The following is a 15,423-nucleotide window of genomic DNA, read 5'->3' as shown; positions in this document are numbered from 1 at the left end:
TTTAGCGAAATGGCAACGTCGATATCATTTATACGGTAATGAAGGATTAGAGATCCGCATCCATAATCGTAGTCATTCTGAAGAGCTTAAATATCAAGCAGTTAAGGAATATCTGGGTGGGGGATTGTCGCAGTACCAAGTTATCGAGAAGTATAAGATCGCCAGTCGAACCCAACTTACCGATTGGATTAAGAAGTATAATGGTCATAGCAGCTTAAAAGCTTATACAGGGGGAACGCCAGCTATGACCAAGGGACGCTCGACAACATGGCAGGAGAGGATCGACATTGTCCTGTACTGCCTTGCAAATGGACAAGACTACACGAAGGCAGCAAAGCAATTTCAGGTTTCTTATCAGCAAGTTTACGGATGGGTAAGGAAGTATGAAGCAGGGGGCCAGGATGCTTTACAGGATGGCAGAGGACGTACCAAGGTGCCGGAGGAGCTAACGGAAGCCGATCAACAAAAGCTCGCCATGAAGAAAATGGAGTACGAAATCGAGCGTCTCCGAGCGGAGAATGCTTTCTTAAAAAAGTTACAAGAGTTCGAAAGGAGGCGTCCCTAAGCGAACACCGACAAGGGGACATCTGCCTTGCCATTCAAGCTGTCCAGCAAGCCGAGTCGCTCAGCATACAGCTTTTATGCGGTGTTGCCGGGATACCGAGGTCGAGCTATTACAAATGGCTTACTCGCACTCCTAGCGCACGCGAGGTAGAGAACCGAGAGCTGACGGAGGTTATGATGTCCTTGTACGAGAAGGTCGAGGGCACCTTCGGTTACCGACAACTAACGCTACATATGCGTCGACAAATGCAACATCCCATTAACCACAAGCGGGTGCAACGATTGATGAAGATTCAGGGGATCCAGTCTGTCATCCGCAAAAAGAAAAAGAAATACGAGCGTTCTACGCCGCAACAGGTAGCTGAGAACGTGCTGAATCGTAAGTTCCAAGCGGAAGCGCCGAATGAAAAGTGGTTAACGGATGTCACGGAATTTAAATACGGCCATGGCCAGAAAGCCTATTTAAGTGCGATTCTCGATCTTCATGATAAATCGATTGTCTCCTATGTAGTGGGACACTCCAATAATAACCCTCTCGTATTTCAGACGTTGGATTTGGCCTTGCAGGCTGCACCCGATAGTACGCCTATGCTTCATAGTGATCGTGGTTTCCAGTATACGTCACTACGCTTTAAGGAACTGTTGGACGAAGCCGAAATGAAGCAGAGCATGTCCCGAGTGGGTTGCTGCATAGATAACGGACCGATGGAATCCTTCTGGGGAACATTGAAATGCGAGAAGTATTATTTGCATACCTACCGCACTTTTGGGGAACTCAAAAAGGATATTGATGACTATATTCACTATTACAATTACGAACGATTACAGGCAAAACTAAACGGCCTCAGTCCAATGGAATTCAGGACTAAGGCCGCTTAACTGACTTTTATTTTTATACTGTCTACTTGACGGGGTGCGGTTCACATGTGCCGGCTGCCTTTTATTTGAGTTCATTGCGTTATGGTTCCTCGCCAGTTGTCGATGTTATTATTTATCCACATCAATATTAGATGTGAGTTGTAATTCAGTTTGTCATAAGATTCATATCAAAGGTACTACTATTGTAACGATTGTTTGTCCCCATTTGGAATGACTATTGTCATAAAACGAATTACTGAATAGACACTTTAATGACATAATCCTTCCATTACCTTCAATTAGGGTAAAGTACCATTCAATTTTTACTGATCCTCTCTACAAAATGAAGAGAAACCCCTACGTCTTAAAAAGACGGGGGTTTCTCGACGATCTGAAAAACGTCCCTTTACAGGACGTTTTATCGAATCAAAACATTTCAGTCATAATTTTTTTGTGGATTTTTTCATCTACTTCCATCATGCTTTTTTTACCATCTTTAAACTTTATCGCCAGGACATGAGTTCCTTTCTTCTTGGCGGATAGTCCTGCCAATAATCCCACTGGACCCAACAGGAATGAACCTACAAGTCCACGCCCGATAGCACTTGCTGCGCTAGTCGTATGCGATTCGTCCATTAATTCATATTCTTCGATAGTTGTCTTGTCTAAGTAAACTCTTGTCGTAAATCCAAGTACGATTATTGCACCTTTCGCTGTAACCATCACTTTCTTTTTCTCGTAATCTCCCGCAATAACCTCATTTTTTGCGCCCATGTATCCGTCTCCTCGAATTGGCCGTATTTCCGAATATTTTACTCTGATCGTATTTCCAATATAATACTATAGTTGGAAGGGATCGGTCTACTTTTTTCGACATAAACCGCTCTATTATTGCTCTAATATAAGAGTTCCAATGATCTCTATGCTCACCAGGACTGAATGAATTCTTCCCAAGTACATCATAACACTCATCTAAAGTGAATTGATTCATCGGTTAATTCGGACTTAAGGGATAGTAAAATGAAGGACAAAGGTAAGCATCACTCGAGTGTGAAGGTTGGGGGAAAAGCTTGAGAAGAACATACAAAAGCAGAGAAAAAGACTGGAGATTGATCGGTAGAAAGGCCGACCAGTTTCCAGTCTTTGGAGAGTTAAGGACAGTAATTTAAATATAGGATAGTTATTTGGGTTGGAGGCCAGGAATTATTGTGGGGTTAAGATCCCGCTGCCTCAGCGCTTCATACAGCAGCACAGTCGCTGCCATGGCCACATTCAGTGACTCCGATTTCCCGCGCATGGGAATAATAACATTGGCGCTGACCGTCGCTAGGGCAAGCGGCGACAAGCCATGTGACTCGCTGCCCAGCAGCAGCCAGGTAGGCAAGGTCCAATCCCTGCTGTAGCAGCTCTCCTCCGCCTGCAGGCTGGTGCCCACCAATTGAATCCCCCTGGCTGCTGCCTCCGGGAGAAATTCAGCGAGGTCGCCTTCAACAATCGGCAAATGAAACAAGGAGCCCATCGTGGAACGGACCGTCTTGGGATTGTACAAGTCGGCGCAGCCGCTGCCCAGCAGCACGGCATCCGCACCTACGGCATCGGCGCTGCGGATGATCGTCCCTACATTTCCGGGATCGCGAACGCCGTCAAGCACAACGACCAGCGAGTTTTCCCGGTACAAGGCGTTCTGCTCCGGGTTAAGCTTGGCGACAACGCCGAAGACAGGCGGCGGGGTATCAGTGCCTGTGCATTTGGCCATGACGGCCGTGGAAGCCGCAATCCGCTCGCAGCTGCTATGGTCCAGATGATCCTGAAGCTCAGCGGGAATTCCCCGTCCTTCATCGTAGACGACCTTCTCGACCGCTGCCCCGGCGAGGAAAGCTTCCTGAACCAGGTGGACGCCCTCAACCAGAAAAACACCGCTGCGGTCACGATGTTTTTTCTCCAGCAAGGCGGCCATCGCCTTGACGGTATCATTTTGTAAAGAGGTAATAACAGTTACAGGTTTGCTCACGATTATCGTTCAGCCTTCCGCATATATAATTTCAAGATTTTTGAGATCCTGATTCTTGCCGACAATAACCAGAACATCGTTTTCCTTGATAATATCGTCCGCATAAGGGGAAATGTTCATATGGTTGTCGGTTTTAATGGCCAGCACATTGCATTTATATTTCGCCCTGATGTCCAGCTGCTTCAGATTCTTCCCGATCGCCTGATCCGGCGCTCTCATCTCGACAATGCTGTAATCATCGGACAATTCAATAAAATCCAGTATATTAGGCGAGATGAGATGATGCGCGACACGCAGACCCATATCGCGTTCCGGGTAAATAACCTTGTCTGCACCGATCTTGCTCAGCACCTTGCCGTGCAGTTCACTCTGCGCCTTGACAATCAGCTTCGGCACTCCCAAATCCTTCAAGATCAATGTGGTCAAAATACTCGCTTGAATATCGGCGCCGATCGCCACGACAACCACGTCGAAATTACGTATGCCCAGCGCGCGCAATGCATCCTCATCTGTCGTATCGGCTGAAACAGCATGCGTGACCATGTTGGCCACCTCTTGTGTTCGTTGTTCATTCGCATCGATCGCCAGCACTTCAAAGCCGAGATTTGACAATGCTTTGGCAACACTGGATCCAAAACGTCCCATTCCAATTACTGCAAACTGCTTCTTCGCCAACGTGCGCACACTCCTTGCTCTCTGGTGGTTATTGTTTTCTTATTATATCACAGCTTCTTCCATTATCCGAAGTCGCTGCGGCAGGATGAAACCGGGCGCTCCGGGAAATATTAATCCGGAAACTGATAATGGAGGGATTCCTTTGAACACACTCGATTTGCGCCAGGCAATTGTCCAGCGCGTGCACGACAAAACCGGTGAAGAACTAACTGACGTCATAGAAGGCTCCATCGGCACGGATGAGCGGGCGCTCCCCGGCCTTGGCGTCCTGTTTGAGATGATCTGGCAGAACAGTTCCTCTCCCGATCAGAATCGGATGGTTGCTACGTTGTATAATCACCTGCATACTGCGGAAAACACGCCTCCAAGTCCAAGCTGACAGCAGTACTCCTGGATATCCCCAAAAAAATCAGCCTGCCATGCTGGCAAGCTGATTTGTGCTTTTTTTATATGGAATGCGCTTATAGTGCCGGCATCGGCTGTGGACGCTCACAGGTGCTGTGCATATTGTAGTGCTTGCCGTCGCGCGAAGCATCGTGGAATCCATGCATCGCTTCCAGCACATGATAAGCGAGCTCGCCGCTTGCGCGATGCGGACCGCCTTCGTTGATCGCACGGGCCATATCGGCAACGCCGATGCCCCTGTTGTTTTCCGTATAACCATGGGTCAGCGCTATCTCTTCCCAATCGCCGCCTACTTTTCTCACCTTCACCGTACCGCCGAAGCCATTGGGGTCCGGGACAAGCATCGTGCCTTTGCTGCCGTGGATTTCAATGTTCGGCAGCGATGTGCCCCCCTTGGCGTCAAAGCTGGTAATCAGCGTTCCAACTGCCCCGCTTTCAAAATCCAAAACCCCGGCAATATGCGTCGGCGTATCGACTTTGATCTTCTGTCCGCGCTTCTTCTCGCTGGTAATGGTACGTTCCGGATAAGAGATAACCGCCGATCCCGTCACGCGCCGGATTGGGCCCAACAAATTGACAAAAGCCGTTAAATAATACGGCCCCATATCAAACATCGGTCCCCCGCCGAGCTCATAGAAAAATTCAGGATCCGGATGCCAGCTCTCATGCCCTCCGCCGATCATGAATCCGCTGACCGCAATCGGCGTCCCAATTGCGCCATCGTCAATCAGCTTCCGGCAGGTTTGAATACCGCCGCCGAGGAATGTTTCCGGCGCGCTGGCTACACGCAGCCCCTTCTCCTTCGCCAGCTTGAGCACCTGCTGGCCTTCCTCGCGGGTTACAGCCAGCGGCTTCTCCACATACACATGCTTGCCCGCTTCCAATGCCTGCAGGCAGACGGATGCATGCGCCTTGGGTATGGTCAGATTCACGACAATTTCAATCTCCGGGTCGGCCATCAACTGGTCGACGGTATAAGCTTTATCCAGCTTGAACTCCTCTGCGCGCTGCCGGGCGCGGGAAAGGTCCAGATCAGCCGCCGCAACAAGTTCAAGCTCAGGGTACTTTTGCAAATTCGTGAAATAAATATGGCTGATATTACCGCAGCCGACAATACCGACTTTAACCCGCTTCATATGGGAACCCTCCTAAGTTACTTACAGAAATAGACGATGCCGAGCCAGCATATCCTTTAAGCAAAATTACCTAGCCACGTGCCAATTAACTGCGTGCAGCCCACAGGAATCCGCGGCGCATCAGCTCCAATACCTGCGGGATTTCCAAAATATTGGCCTGATGGCCAAGCGTATTGTGGTAGACACGGCCTTCGCCCCAGGTTTTGCTCCAGACCACAGGCATTTTTACATCGCCGAAGGAGGTCGTCGCATGAACCTTAACGGCAGGATCAATATGCATATAATATTTCTCTGAGGTTACTTCGAAATCTCCAATTCCCTGAGTCAGCGGATCTTCGGAATCGATCATATTCACTTCATACAGCACGCCGTCATTGCCCGGGTGAGCCACCCATTGACCGCCGACCATGTACTGGTATTCGACTTCGTTGCGGAAGGAATCCGACATCCCGCCGTGGCAGCCTGCAATGCCGCAGCCGGCATGGACAGTATCCAGCAGCGGACGCAGCTGATCCTGTTCGATCGTCCCCATGGTCCACACGGGAACGATCAGATCCAGCTGTTGCATCAATCCCGCATCCTTATAAGCATCCAGCGTATCGGATACTGTAACCTCGAAATCCTCCTTGCGCAATAAATCGGCACAAATAGCTGCGACTTCCTTAGGCTGATGGCCATCCCATCCGCCCCATACGATCAATGCCTTTCTCATTTCAACACACCTCTCTTAGTCTGTCTGTTTCTACCGCAGCTCGGAAATCGATACCCAGCGGCGTTCCTCAATGGATTTGTCCACCGCTTCCAGAACAGCCTGACAGGCAACCCCGTCATGGAAATTCGGCACCGGCTGGCGGTCTTCCGAAAGAGCAAGCATCAGCTCATGCAGCTCATGCGTGAATGTATGCTCATAGCCGATCGTATGGCCCGGCGGCCACCAGGCTTCGCTGTAGGCATGTGCAGGATCTGTTGCCAGCACGCGGCGGAAGCCTTGCACATCGGGAGCGTCATCGGTGAAATAGACCTGAAGCTCATTGACCCGTTCAAAATCAAATTTGATGCTGCCCTTGCTTCCGTTAATTTCAAAAGAATTCGTGCAGCGGTGTCCCGGCGCAAAACGGGTCGCTTCAATGCTGCCCAGCGCTCCACCTGCGAAACGGGCCAGGAACAGTGTAGCATCATCAACGGTTACAGGGCCGCGCGGGGCGTCTTTGTCGCCTTTGGCGCTGAGTCCCGTCATCGCTGAAGGAATCGGGCGTTCTTTGATGAAGGTCTCGCTCATGCCGATCACTTCCTGGAATTCGCCTACCAGGAAACGAGCCATGTCGATCACATGCGCGCCCAGATCGCCGTGGGAGCCGGAACCGGCAATTTCCTTCTGCAGACGCCAGACAAGAGGGAACTCCGGGTCTACAATAAAGTCCTGCAGAAACAAACCGCGGAAGTGATAAATTTTGCCGATCCGGCCTTCCGCAATGAGCTTCTTCGCAAGCTGCACAGCGGGTGCGAAACGGTAATTAAAGCCGACCAGATGCTTGATTCCGGCATTTTCGGCCGCTTCCAGCATCTCCACGGAATCAGCCAGGTTCAGAGCCAGCGGTTTCTCGCAGAAAATATGCTTGCCTGCTGCCGCTGCCGCAAGCGCGATCTCTTTGTGGGCATCACTGGGTGCATTGATATCGATCAGATCAATATCGTCGCGTGCGATCAAATCGCGCCAATCCGTCTCTGCCGATTCCCAGCCGAACTGGGCGCGTGCCTGCTCCAGACCTTCCGGATCACGGCCGCAAATCGCTTTCATCTCCGGCTTCGGCACATCCGGGAAAAACATCGGCAGCGCCCGATAGGCATTGCTGTGGGCCTTGCCCATAAATTTATAGCCGATCATACCGACACGTATCTTGCTCATACCTCGTGCCACCTCTTTCATAGGGTATATGGATCATTCCAGATGTATGGTTATGTCGAAATCACAGATGAAGATGCCCGTTCAACTAGCCGTACAGGCAGTTTAACCTGAATAACAGGTTGAAGCTTCTTGTCTTGAGGGTCTGCCGCAACGGCACCCAGAAGTTTCGACGCTGCCTCGCAGCCGATCTGGTAGAACGGGACGACAATCGAGGAAAGCGGAGGGTCGGTCAATTTTGCACCGTCGGAGTCGTCGCAGCCGATAATCGCCACATCTTCTCCTGCCCGCAGCCCACGTTCTTTAAGACCTTGTAGCAGTCCGATTGCCATCCGGTCATTTGCGGCAATGACGGCATCGGCAAGTCCGCCGCGGATCATGCCCGCAATAGCTTCTGCATGCTGATAGCCGCTGGTCCTGCTGTAATTGCCAACCAGGACCATAGATGGCGTAATGGGCAGCCCCGCTTCTTCTAGGGCCTGATGATACCCTTTCAGCCGATCCACGCTATTCGAATAGACAGCGGGACCATTCAGAAACAGTATCCGTCTGTAGCCCTGTCGGATGAGAGACCTCGCAGCCTCATGACTGCCCATGCGCTGGTCGGCATCAATCGTGTTATACGATTCGCCGTCGAACCGCTGATTAACCAGGCAAAAAGGATAATTCCCCTCCTGCAGCTCCTTCAACGCCGCTCGTTCGCCAGGAACATTCTGCGCACCAAGTATGATGCAGCCGTCTACTTTCTGCGACTTGAACAGATTCGCATAATCTCTGGGTTCTTCCGGCTTGCGGAACAAGAGCAGCAGATCATATCCATGTTCCTTGGCCGTTACGCCGATTCCGCTCAGGATTTCCGAAAAGTAAAACGTCGAGAACAGATTGACCTTGGGCAGCAGCGGCAGAATCACGCCAAGGTTGCCGCTCCTGCTGCGGGCAAACCGCTGTGCAAGCGCGCTGGGAACATAATTCAGCTGTCTGGCAGCCTCAAGCACGCGATCCCGTGTCTCTTCCTTTATCGGTCCAACTCCGTTTAGCACCCGCGAAACGGTAGCCTCCGACACGCCCGCAAGCTTTGCGACCTCACTTCTGCGAATAAGTCCTTCCTCCAATTCTGCCGGGGTTAAACCCAGATTGCCAACATAGATTGACTTTTAAGAAATAGAAACAGCATTAGTGTACGCGCGTACATTTTCTCATGTAAACGCCTTACTGTCAATCGCCAAGTTGTTCTTTTTTGAAGATGGACAAAAAAAACACCTCCTAAAATTTCACAATGGGATAACAATCCCCCATGTGAATTCCAGAAGGTGCGCCATGCTGCTCGATATCGCGAATAATCTTACCGGCTGTCTGTGCTAGCAGCAGATCCGGTCCATGCGGATGAATTCGCGAAGCTGTTCTTCATTTGCTTACTGCCTCAAATTACGAGACTCCCTGTCGCTGGCGGCACTGATGAAGAGAATAATTGCACTGAGTATGTGCATAATCATCCCTAAGATCGGTATCCACGCCAGCAGGGAAGTCACGATCCCCGCGATGCTCCCAATCTTCCCGCTTCGTTCCCGGAAGCAGAAGAACAAGGTGATCAGATGCAGGACAAACATAAACATCAGCGGCGAATACGACATTGAGATAACGAATAAACCGCCCACAATGGGAATGCCCAGACAAGCTTCCAGTATTGCCGAAATAAATCGCAGGACCCGTGATATTTTCATACGCAATTTCTCCCCTGTCTATGGAGCCATCTCCAGGAATTTGGAAGTCGGATTCTTATCCATTGCCGTACGCATGGCATATTCATTTTCGAACAATGCTACATAATTATCTTTCTTATCCTTCACCAGTGAGGAATTGATCCGAAACTTGGAGGGATCGATCTTCTCATCGACAATCCAGCGGGCAAATTGGAACTGCATCCGGTGAAGCTGAATTTCCACGCCATATTCCGCTCTCATCCGGTATTCAAACACTTCAAACTGCAGCTGTCCCACCACGCCCAGAATCGTTTCATCGAAGCCGCTTGTGGAATGGAAGACCTGAATGGTCCCTTCCTCCGTCAACTGGTCAATGCCCTTCTGGTACTGCTTATGCTTGAGCGCATTCTTGACAGTTACTTTGGCAAACAACTCGGGCGAGAAGGTCGGCAGCTCGTCGAAGACGATCTCGCTTCCCTGGGATAGCGAATCCCCGATGCGGAATATACCGGGATCAAACAACCCGATGATATCGCCCGGATAAGCCGATTCGACGATATCCCGGTCCTGAGCCAGAAACTGCTGCGGCTGCGCGAGCTTGATCTCCTTGCCTACACGCGTATGCTTCACACTCATGCCGCGTTCGAAGCGCCCGGAACAAATCCGCAGAAAAGCAATGCGATCACGGTGTGCCGGATTCATGTTTGCCTGAATCTTGAACACATAGCCGGAAAATTTCTCGTTCGTCGGATCAAGCGGTCCGTCCGTTGTATTGCGCGGAGCGGGAGCCGGCGCGAGCTGGAGGAAATTCTCCAGAAACGTCTGCACACCGAAATTGTTCACTGCGCTGCCGAAGAACAGCGGTGTCAGCTCGCCGGCGCGCACTTTATCGAAATCGAACGGGTCGCCGGCAACATCCAGCAGCTCGAGGTCCTGTACCAGTTGATCATGCAGATAATCGCCGGCCATCTCGCGAATGATGGAATCGTTGTAATCATTCACCTTGCGTACGGAGATGCTGGAGTGATCGTCATCGCCCTTGAATAGCTCGACTTGGTTCTTCATCCGGTCGTATACGCCGCACAGTTCCCGGCCCATGCCGATCGGCCAATTCATCGGAACGGCACGGATGCCCAGAACCCGCTCCAGCTCCTCCATCAGATCAAAAGGACTTTGTCCTTCACGGTCCAGCTTATTAATGAAGGTGAATATCGGAATGCCCCGCTTGCGGCATACCTGAAACAGCTTGATGGTCTGTGCCTCAACGCCTTTGGCGACGTCAATAAGCATCACGGCGCTGTCCGCTGCTGTCAGTGTCCGGTAAGTGTCTTCACTGAAATCCTGGTGACCGGGGGTGTCCAGAATATTAACGCGATGTCCGTTATAATCAAACTGCATGACGGAAGAAGTAACCGAAATACCCCTTTGCTTCTCAATATCCATCCAGTCGCTTGTTGCGTGACGGCTGGCTTTACGCGCTTTAACCGATCCGGCAAGACGTATCGCGCCGCCAAAAAGCAGCAGTTTCTCTGTTAAGGTTGTTTTCCCCGCATCCGGGTGGGAGATGATGGCGAAGGTACGCCTTTTCTCCACTTCTTGCCTGATTTCGTCCTTTAAGCTTTTGCTCATTGCCCTGTTCCCTTCTTCTTTGCATGACGCTGCCAGATCTTAGATTAACCTATGCAGCAAAGCATCGATCCGCAATATCCCAATGCGGATATGACGAATCGATGCAGGTGATCAGCGATTTGAAGCTGTTAATTGGAGCTGCTTCCCGATATCCAGATGACATTATCCTCATCCTGGCCATTTACCGGCCACCAATGAAAGCCGTCCTCAGCCAGCAGTTTATCCGCTTGCTCCGGACCCCATGATCCCGCCGGATAAAACTGCAGACTCTCGTTGTCTTCCCTCCAGGCTTCGGCTATCCGGTCAACAAAGGACCAGGCCTGCGCCACTTCATCCCAGCGGGTAAAATACGTTGACTCGCCGCGCGCGGCATCATAGATCAAGCGCTCATAAGCCTCGGGCGTATTCAGGCCAACCTGGCAGCTCTGGCAGAATTCCATCGATACCGGCTGAACGGTATTGTCCACGCCCGGTTTCTTGGCATTGATTTTAATATAGATGCCTTCCATCGGATTTACCCGGATGACCAGCAGATTGGGGGAAAGATCATGCCTCCTGGCAAACAGGATATTATCCGGGACATTTTTGAACTCGATCACGATCTCCGTTGTTTTGACGGGAAGCCGTTTGCCTGTGCGAATGTAGAAGGGCACACCGGCCCAGCGGAAGTTATCCGCAAATACCCTGGCCGCAAAATAAGTCTCCGTCTTTGATTCCGGATTCACGGAATCTTCTTGACGGTACCCGTTCAGACGCTTGTCCCTGGACGAGCCCTCCGAATATTGACCGCGTATGACGTCGCGTCTGACTTCTTCGCTGTTCGCAAAAGGACGGAGCGACCGGAACACCTTGACCTTCTCGTCGCGTATATCTTCGGGATGAAGTCTGCTCGGAGGTTCCATGGCAATCATCGCCAGCATTTGAAGCAGATGATTCTGTACCATGTCGCGCAGAGCACCGGACTTGTCATAATAGCCTCCCCGCTCTTCTACACCGACAGTCTCGGACAAGGTGATTTGAACATTGGCAATATGCTTATTATTCCAAAGCGGCTCAAAAAAAGCATTGGCAAAGCGGATAACCTCAATGTTTTGCACCATTTCCTTGCCCAGGTAATGATCGATCCGGAAGATCTCTTCTTCTTTGAATACATGGCTGAGCTGTTCGTTCAGTTCCCGAGCCGATTGCAAATCATAACCGAACGGCTTCTCAATTACGAGACGGTTCCACCCTTTGGATTCCAGCAGGCCGCCGTCGCGCAGGTTAAGCGATACCGGTCCGAACAGTTCCGGAGACAACGCCAGATAGAACAGGCGGTTGCCGGGAATATCGAATCTGGCGTCCAGCTCTTCCGTCAAATTGTTCAACTCGCGGAAGCCATCCAGATTATTAATGTCCAGTGACATATAGACAAAGTGGTCTGCGAATTTCTTCCAGGTTTCGTCATCGCCTTGCTTATACCGGCAAAATTCGTTGATGGATTCATAAACGTCGGCGCGAAATTCATCATTCGTACGAGGTCTGCGGGCCAGCCCAACAACGGCAAAGTCTTCGGCCAGCTTGCCCTCTTTATATAAGCTGAAGAGTGCGGGAAAAAGCTTCCGCCGCGCTAAATCCCCGGTAGCCCCGAACAAATAATAAACCGCACCCGCTGCAGCAATTGATTCATGTTTGCTCACGGTCATACCTCATTCTCTCTTATGTATTTTAGGCAACTCAGCTGTGTGCCTTCATTGATCATGATATGTAGTTTAGCATAACAGAACGCGAGATGCTATTCATCCCGCCATAAAAAAAACTGATTAAACCTTCAAATAATCCTAATTTTCCGCTGTGTAGTCCCCTGTAATTAAGGGTATGCCAATGACCAATTTAACCTTCTCCTGCTGGCCGGAGCGAACAACGGCAATTTGCATGTTCACGCTCTGATTGCCGCTCATAATTCGGGTGCGCAATGCAGGACTGGAATAGGTGGCGCTTTGCGTGTTCGCATCCTTATATTCCTCAACCTGACGGGCAGCAGCAAGTCTTGCGATGGACTTCTCCGAAACGCGGTCCGCCGGATCGGCGCGAATGGTGAAGCTTCCTTTTAAGGATAGCTTTTCCGCTTGCGCCCCTTCCTCGATCCCTGCGGCCGCTGTCTTGATCATCTCCAATTGGCTGCCTTTAGCAGGGGAGAGCAATATGATGAGTTCAACAGAAGCGTCTTCCCCGTCAGCTTGCTGCGGATTCCCTCCGGAATCTTCCTTATGTTGCCTGTACCATATAGAGAGGCCGCCTTCGGCTTCGCCTTGATAGGCTTCTCCAAGCGGAGTTTTGACAAGCGTCCATTTCGTGTCGAATCGCTCTCCAAATCGTCTGGCGCTGGCGGCGTCCGCTTCTCCATCCCAGCGGAATGACCAGACGGCTCCCGCCGCTCCCCCGGCAAATTCAGCGTCGCCCCATGTCCATACCGCACTGAGATCGTGAAGCAGGCTGTCCGCAGCAGGGCCGGACCGGCTATCCCGGGTCTGCCAGAAGCCCACCGCAGCTGCCACAGCAACGATGAAGAGGGCTGCAAGAATACCTATACGGCTTGCGGATCCGGGACTTGGGCTCTGCTGTTTCTGAGACCTGCTTCCCATATTGAATTTCCTCCTTAGGTAACAGCTTCAAATTAGCAGCATAGTGGGTAAATAACCATACATATCCGTCCCTGATTGAATACACTGTTGAAAAGCAATCAGGGAGGTACTAAGAAGGATGAATCCCATTTATCCTCTTCATGAGGAGCATATTAACCGTTTCTGTGGAATGCCGGTATGCGCCGTCACCCGTGACGGCAGACGCCATGCCGGGATTTTGAGCAGATGCGAGGACGGCAGGCTCTTTTTCAACGAAAGAGTTGGCCAGCAGCATGCCTCGGCAGGGCTTCAAAGCACGCTCATGCAAACACCTCAAACCTCACAGAAGAAAGGCAAATCCTCTAAAACGAAAATCAAGACTGAAGCTGCAGCTCCCAAAGCCCAGACCCAGGCCTTTACGCCTTATGATCCGTATTATGGATATGGTCCCTTCGGAGGTTCATTTTTTATCGATTTAGCCTTTCTCGCCTTTTTGTTTCTTCTTATATAACTATAAATGCTTGGCAAGAAAATCTGATGCTCTCAGGGGATTCGATCAAGTCCAGATGAATGTGCGAGAGAGATTCTGCGCAGCAGCGAGCGCCGTCCCCTGAGCAAGCCAGCTAATAAGCCCGGAGGTGTTCTAATCATGATTCGTTCCATTGCACCCGTTTCCCGCAGTACGTTCTATCCCGTACAGCCTGTCCTGTCTGCCGAACAATATCCATTTACATACGAGGAAGACCGGTCCCCTTTGAACAGGGGAGGCTCCTATAATAATAACAGATCTTTCCATATTCCTTCCAGCGCAAAAAAAACAATGGATCACGCCGCTGATTATGCCGCTTCATGGTTGCGCCAGAGCTATGAGCTGAGGGCGGCTGCCAACACGTTGGCAAACAAAAGCACCTCCGCTTTCGAGAAGCGTTCCATCCAATCCAGCCAAGCTGGCATCGTATCAGGCGAAGCGACCTCCGAAGCCAGCCGTACCGGATATGAGATTCAGGCATTAGCCCTTGCCCAGCCTCAGCGCAATGCCGGATATGACTTTGCCGCATCGGCACCGTCTATTGTAAGTGCGGGTAAGCACAGCTTCATAGTGGATGTGGATGGACATCAGCGTATTGTTTCCGTTTCAGTGGGGACATCGGACAGTAATGCCGTTTCACTCGGGAAGATCCGCGACGCGATCAACAGCGCGAAGCTCGGCATAACCGTCATCGTAAATGAAGACAATGCGGCAGGTACGACCCGGCTGGAAGCGATAGCGGACAAGACGGGTCCGGAACAATCCTTTTCACTGAGCGATCTTGGCGGAAGCCTGATAGCGGCTACGGGAATCGGTAACGTGCTTGTTTCCGGAACGAATGCCGTGTACCGTTTGAATAACGGCCCGGCTCTCAGTTCGCCAAACAACGAGATTATGCTTGAAGACGGCAAAGCATCCTTGCAGCTTCTTGAAACAACGAGAACCCCTGTCAAGGTGACCGTCGGCTACAACGCCGATGCAATAACTGAGCAGCTCTCCGTACTGCTTGGTCAAGCGAATAAACTCAATGCCGCTTATAGTCATGCGTCCGATTATTTGAATGAATCATTGAAGCAGAACGTCGATCAGGCATTCCGGTCATCCGCGTGGATAGGCATCACACAGTCCGATTCCGGTGAATGGAGGCTTGATGCAGAGAGGCTGAAGTCGGCTATTACCCGGCAGCCTGAGGAGGTGCGGACTACAGTAGCAGGGCTCGACGGGATCGCGCCGCGCCTGGTCAAGTCCCTTGCCCGCTTCGAGCAGCTGCCTGCCGATGCCCTCTTGAGCACCTCCTCTGATGAGCTCCAGTCGTTTATGGCGTATCAGTCTTCCATGCAGTCCTATTTGCAGCTGCAGATGAACGGAGTTCTCGTTAATTCCATGATATAATTATCAGTCCACATAAAG

14 protein-coding genes and 2 pseudogenes are annotated in these 15,423 nt (G+C 51.0%); 5 read left to right on the top strand and 11 right to left on the bottom strand.

Going from position 1 to position 15,423, the window contains the following annotated elements:
• The first annotated feature begins 244 nt into the window (after positions 1 to 244).
• Together IEY46_RS36660 and IEY46_RS35055 are read left to right on the top strand one after the other, a co-directional pair.
• Positions 245 to 565: a helix-turn-helix domain-containing protein gene (locus IEY46_RS36660; protein ID WP_229750755.1), complete on the top strand. Its 321-nt coding sequence runs from the start codon at positions 245 to 247 to the stop codon at positions 563 to 565.
• Positions 469 to 1,443: pseudogene (locus IEY46_RS35055) on the top strand (IS3 family transposase); the annotation flags it as partial. The gene IEY46_RS36660 and the pseudogene IEY46_RS35055, both read left to right, overlap by 97 nt.
• Before the next feature lie 405 nt (positions 1,444 to 1,848).
• On the opposite strand, the gene IEY46_RS35050 reads toward IEY46_RS35055, so the two are convergent.
• The 3 genes and pseudogenes from IEY46_RS35050 to IEY46_RS35040 form a co-directional block, all read right to left on the bottom strand.
• Positions 1,849 to 2,196 carry a hypothetical protein gene (locus IEY46_RS35050; protein WP_189000687.1) on the bottom strand — a complete coding sequence of 116 codons (348 nt, stop codon included), beginning with the start codon at positions 2,194 to 2,196 and terminating at the stop codon, positions 1,849 to 1,851.
• Positions 2,197 to 2,602: 406 nt separating this feature from the next.
• Positions 2,603 to 3,433, bottom strand: coding sequence for a TrmH family RNA methyltransferase (locus IEY46_RS35045; protein WP_373288952.1), 831 nt, complete (start codon positions 3,431 to 3,433; stop codon positions 2,603 to 2,605).
• Positions 3,434 to 3,442: 9 nt separating this feature from the next.
• A pseudogene (locus IEY46_RS35040) lies at positions 3,443 to 4,123 on the bottom strand (potassium channel family protein); the annotation flags it as partial.
• A 127-nt stretch (positions 4,124 to 4,250) separates the two neighbouring features.
• Between IEY46_RS35040 and IEY46_RS35035 the strand changes: the two are divergent.
• Positions 4,251 to 4,487, top strand: a complete 237-nt coding sequence (locus tag IEY46_RS35035) for a small acid-soluble spore protein SspI (protein ID WP_229750750.1) — start codon at positions 4,251 to 4,253, stop codon at positions 4,485 to 4,487.
• A gap of 82 nt (positions 4,488 to 4,569) precedes the next feature.
• Here IEY46_RS35035 and IEY46_RS35030 read toward each other — a convergent pair whose 3' ends face one another.
• The 8 genes from IEY46_RS35030 to IEY46_RS34995 form a co-directional block, all read right to left on the bottom strand.
• Entirely contained in the window at positions 4,570 to 5,649 is a 1,080-nt protein-coding gene (locus IEY46_RS35030; RefSeq protein ID WP_189000677.1) for a Gfo/Idh/MocA family protein, read from the bottom strand.
• A gap of 85 nt (positions 5,650 to 5,734) precedes the next feature.
• Positions 5,735 to 6,361, bottom strand: a complete 627-nt coding sequence (locus IEY46_RS35025; protein ID WP_189000674.1) for a ThuA domain-containing protein — start codon at positions 6,359 to 6,361, stop codon at positions 5,735 to 5,737.
• A gap of 30 nt (positions 6,362 to 6,391) precedes the next feature.
• Positions 6,392 to 7,555 (bottom strand): Gfo/Idh/MocA family protein, encoded by a 1,164-nt coding sequence (locus tag IEY46_RS35020; protein ID WP_189000671.1) that lies wholly within the window; start codon positions 7,553 to 7,555, stop codon positions 6,392 to 6,394.
• A gap of 50 nt (positions 7,556 to 7,605) precedes the next feature.
• Entirely contained in the window at positions 7,606 to 8,664 is a 1,059-nt protein-coding gene (locus IEY46_RS35015; RefSeq protein ID WP_189000668.1) for a LacI family DNA-binding transcriptional regulator, read from the bottom strand.
• Between the two features lie 300 nt (positions 8,665 to 8,964).
• On the bottom strand, positions 8,965 to 9,273 hold the full coding sequence (locus IEY46_RS35010) for a hypothetical protein (RefSeq protein ID WP_189000665.1): 309 nt from the start codon (positions 9,271 to 9,273) through the stop codon (positions 8,965 to 8,967).
• Between the two features lie 18 nt (positions 9,274 to 9,291).
• The gene (locus IEY46_RS35005) at positions 9,292 to 10,881 is read right to left on the bottom strand and encodes a peptide chain release factor 3 (protein ID WP_189000663.1); all 1,590 of its coding nucleotides are present in this window, start codon (positions 10,879 to 10,881) and stop codon (positions 9,292 to 9,294) included.
• 128 nt (positions 10,882 to 11,009) lie between these two features.
• Positions 11,010 to 12,560 (bottom strand): glucose-6-phosphate dehydrogenase, encoded by a 1,551-nt coding sequence (gene zwf / locus IEY46_RS35000; RefSeq protein WP_373288951.1) that lies wholly within the window; start codon positions 12,558 to 12,560, stop codon positions 11,010 to 11,012.
• Between the two features lie 141 nt (positions 12,561 to 12,701).
• A complete protein-coding gene (locus IEY46_RS34995; RefSeq protein WP_189000657.1) occupies positions 12,702 to 13,505 on the bottom strand; it encodes a YwmB family TATA-box binding protein in 804 nt (267 codons plus the stop codon).
• 118 nt (positions 13,506 to 13,623) lie between these two features.
• Here IEY46_RS34995 and IEY46_RS34990 point away from each other — a divergent pair, with 118 nt between their 5' ends.
• Together IEY46_RS34990 and IEY46_RS34985 are read left to right on the top strand one after the other, a co-directional pair.
• Positions 13,624 to 13,995 (top strand): hypothetical protein, encoded by a 372-nt coding sequence (locus IEY46_RS34990; protein ID WP_189000655.1) that lies wholly within the window; start codon positions 13,624 to 13,626, stop codon positions 13,993 to 13,995.
• A 138-nt stretch (positions 13,996 to 14,133) separates the two neighbouring features.
• Positions 14,134 to 15,405: a hypothetical protein gene (locus IEY46_RS34985; protein ID WP_189000653.1), complete on the top strand. Its 1,272-nt coding sequence runs from the start codon at positions 14,134 to 14,136 to the stop codon at positions 15,403 to 15,405.
• Positions 15,406 to 15,423: the final 18 nt, after the last annotated feature.

It is taken from the genome of Paenibacillus nasutitermitis, from assembly GCF_014641075.1.
Lineage (GTDB): Bacteria > Bacillota > Bacilli > Paenibacillales > Paenibacillaceae > Paenibacillus_Z > Paenibacillus_Z nasutitermitis.
Note: the sequence above shows the minus strand (reverse complement) of the source record. Positions and strands in the feature narration are given on the sequence as shown.

Coding starts and splice junctions, on each gene's coding strand:
- IEY46_RS35020 (WP_189000671.1), bottom strand. CDS start 7,555: ATGAGCAAGATACGTGTCGGTATGATCGGCTATAAATTTATGGGCAAG.
- IEY46_RS35050 (WP_189000687.1), bottom strand. CDS start 2,196: ATGGGCGCAAAAAATGAGGTTATTGCGGGAGATTACGAGAAAAAGAAA.
- IEY46_RS35005 (WP_189000663.1), bottom strand. CDS start 10,881: ATGAGCAAAAGCTTAAAGGACGAAATCAGGCAAGAAGTGGAGAAAAGG.
- IEY46_RS35025 (WP_189000674.1), bottom strand. CDS start 6,361: ATGAGAAAGGCATTGATCGTATGGGGCGGATGGGATGGCCATCAGCCT.
- IEY46_RS34995 (WP_189000657.1), bottom strand. CDS start 13,505: ATGGGAAGCAGGTCTCAGAAACAGCAGAGCCCAAGTCCCGGATCCGCA.
- IEY46_RS35030 (WP_189000677.1), bottom strand. CDS start 5,649: ATGAAGCGGGTTAAAGTCGGTATTGTCGGCTGCGGTAATATCAGCCAT.
- IEY46_RS34985 (WP_189000653.1), top strand. CDS start 14,134: ATGATTCGTTCCATTGCACCCGTTTCCCGCAGTACGTTCTATCCCGTA.
- IEY46_RS34990 (WP_189000655.1), top strand. CDS start 13,624: ATGAATCCCATTTATCCTCTTCATGAGGAGCATATTAACCGTTTCTGT.
- IEY46_RS36660 (WP_229750755.1), top strand. CDS start 245: ATGACCAAGGGACGCTCGACAACATGGCAGGAGAGGATCGACATTGTC.
- IEY46_RS35010 (WP_189000665.1), bottom strand. CDS start 9,273: ATGAAAATATCACGGGTCCTGCGATTTATTTCGGCAATACTGGAAGCT.